General features: G+C 56.1%; 1 protein-coding gene. It reads right to left on the reverse strand.

Annotation, left to right across the window (positions count from 1 at the left end; translation table 11 throughout):
* A partial coding sequence (locus GX466_09375; protein ID NLH94405.1) for a choice-of-anchor D domain-containing protein occupies positions 1–3,179 on the reverse strand: 3,179 nt, incomplete at both ends.

Raw genomic sequence — 3,179 nt, forward strand, 5'->3', positions numbered from 1 at the left:
GAGACTGTGGGCGGGATGTAGCCGCTGCCGGTCAGGGCGATGTTCACAGTGGGCTCATCCTCGTCGTTGCTGCTGATGACAACGTTGCCGTTGTAGGAAATAGCTTCCAGCGGCTGGAAGGTGAGCTGGTAAACGGCATTGGTGCCTCCTGCCAGATTGAATTCCAGAGTGTTGCGAAGGATTTCCGTATCTGTAGAATTCCGGCCTTGTTCGACAACACTGTAGCCAGCCGGAGTGGTGATGGAGCCGATGAGATCCTCCTCCCCGGAGTTGGCGATTGTGAATTGGCGCACTACGCTGTTGCCAACCTTCACTGCGCCGAAGTCGAGTGCCAGAAGATCGACCGTTATTTCCGGTGGAGCGGGCTCACCGCCGTAGATGGTAAGTTGCACGTTGGGCCGGTAAATTGATACGCTGCCACCGTAGAACGTATTGGTCTGGTTAAAGTAGTCGCTGCGGGTGTAGCGGTAGCCGCTGGCGGTTTCAGTGTAGCGCACAGTCCCGGATGAGTTCCTGGAGCCCACCCGGTTAAAAGCGGTATCGATGACAATGTTGTCCGTTCCGTTCCAGGTGAAGGGAGTGTCCAGAGTCAGCATGTCGTAACCGCCGGGAGTTGGCATGTAGGAAGTGGCGCTGTAAACCGTCACCATGTCTGTGGAGGTCTGCCAGTCGGCTACATTAGCAGCCGTGGTGTGTTTCATGCGCACCACGAAGGAAGGTAGGGCTTGGTTGGGAGCGCTGTTGACGTAGAATCCCAGAGCAGTGATCTCCACCGGGCCATAGACGCCGGCAGCATTAAGTTCGGCAGCGGTATAGACAGACTGTCCGTGCAGGCTCCGTCTGAAGATGTTGATGGGGCAGCCTTCATTTGTGTTTGTGGCTGAAGTGCCATCGCCCAAAGTGACATTGATGATTGCCATGGGGGTGGCCTCCGCTGTGTTGGAAGCTGCCGATTCGCCCGCGGGATTGGCATAGAGTGTGGTGACGTAATACTGGTAGGTGACGCCGTTGGATACGCTGGCATCGGAATAAGTGGTGCCAAACACATCGGTGAGCACCTGTCCGTCGCGATAGATCCTGTAGCCGCTCACGCCGGCGGGATCAGGCGCAGTCCAGCTAAGGTTTACCACCCTGTTTCCAGCCTGGGCGATGAGATTTGTGGGCGGATACATGATCTGGGTGATGGTAACAGAAACCGTGTCGTAGGCATAAGCCGTGCCATCATAGACGGAGAAGGTGATTTCCTCCGTGCCGGTCCAGTAATTGAGACTGCTGAAGGTGACGGTAAGCCCGTCGATGGAGACGAGGATATTGCTGTTGCCGCTGTATCCCAAAGTTAGAGTCTGCGGATCAAGGTCATCCACGTAGGGGCTGAAATCCTCGATTAGGGAGGTATCGGCATAGATATCGAAGATCAGTGATTCTGGCGCGTTGATTGTCGGGCTGCTGTTCTGCACCACAAGCTGGACGGACATGGGCAACTGGGGGCTGTCCGGATCGTTGGAATTGACCAGCAGAGTGGTGTTGTAGGTGCCGGGGACAAGTCCTTCAGGGAAGAAAGTTCCGGTGACGAGCTGGTTTCCGTCTCCGGATACTGTTCCGGAAGAGGGCGTCGCGCTGAACCAAGCCACGGAAGGCGATTCTGCGAGGTTGAAGCTGAGCCCCTGGCTGCCGGAATTGCTAATCGTAAAGCTGTCCGTACCCTGGGCGCCGTTGACGAGCGTGGCGGAAAGACTGTTGTTGCTCAAAGAGATGTTGGCGGGCGTGTATCCTGTTCCTGTTACGGCAATGAGCACCGTGCTTTCGTCGATGTCGTTGCTGGTGATTGTCACATTGCCGGAATAGGTGGCAACGGCCGTGGGGTTGAAACTGAGGTTGTAGGTCTGGTGGGTGCCAACGGGAAGCGAGAAGGACAGAGTGTTCCGGCTCGCTCCCAGATTCTTTTGGCCTTTGCCTCGAGCAGTTGAGACAGTATAGCCGGACGGAGTGGTGATGCTCCCGCTGAGAGTCTCGTCTCCATTACTGTATATGGTGAATTGCTTCACGCTGGTCTGCCCCACCTGCACCTCGCCGAAATTGAGGCTGAGGGGATCGACCGCTATTTCCGGTCCGGCAGGTTCCACATATACAAAACCCAGTTTCACATCCGGCCGGTAAACTGATACCAGGCCGCCGGTGAAGGTTTCGCCCATGTCACTATAGGTGCTGCGGCCATAGCGGTAGCCATTGGCCATGTTGGTGTAGTGAACGGTTCCAGTGGCGGATTCTGTGGCCACCCGGTCAAAGTCTGTGTCGATCACGATATTGTCAATCCCGTTCCAGGCAAAGGGGGTGGATAGGATCAGCATATCCCAGTCTCCGGTAACAGGCATATATGATGTGCTGCTATAAACTGTGGTTAGTCCATCTGCACTAATCCAGTTTGTGACATCCGTAGCCGTGGTGTGCTTCATCCGCATCCGGAAATTAGGCAAAGCCAAAGCTGGCGCCGTTGCCACGTAAAAGCCCAACTGGGTGATGTCCGTTGGACCATACAGGCCCGCGGCGTTCAGTTCGGCAGCGGTATAAACCGACTGCCCGTGCAGGCTTTTCTTATAGATGTTGATGGGGCAACCCTCAGTGGTGGAGGTAGTTCCGGTTCCGCTGCCGATCACGGCATACGCCATTGCCAAGGGAGTGGCCTCCGCAGTATTTGAGGCCGCGGATTCACCGCTGGGGTTGGAATACAGCGTTGTCACCCAGTAGCTGTAGGTGGTGCCGTTCACCACATTGTGGTCAGCGTAGCTGGTGCCCGTCACCGTGGTGAGGGAACTGCCGTCACGGTAAATCCTGTAACCGCTGATATTCCTCCCATCCAAAGATTCTTCTTCAGCGCCACGTCCCCCGGCAGCGGTCCAGCCCAGGTTGACAACAGTGTCGCCGCCTACTGCGGTGAGGTTGGTGGGAGGAAAAGTGTTGGGGGTGGCGCTCACGGTGTTGGAAGGCTCTGAATCGCCGTCGGTGTAACTGGCTACAACGTAATAGCTGTAGGTTACGCCGTCGGTCACGTTCAGGTCTGTATAAGTGAGGTTCGCTGTTGTGGCAAGATAGGAGCTGTTTCTATAAACCTTGTAGTTGTTGGGTGTCATCGCTTCCGGGGCTTCCCAGGTGAGGGTCACAGACCCGTGGGTGGAGGTGGC

The sequence above is a fragment of the Candidatus Cloacimonadota bacterium genome (assembly GCA_012516855.1).
GTDB lineage: Bacteria > Cloacimonadota > Cloacimonadia > Cloacimonadales > Cloacimonadaceae > Syntrophosphaera.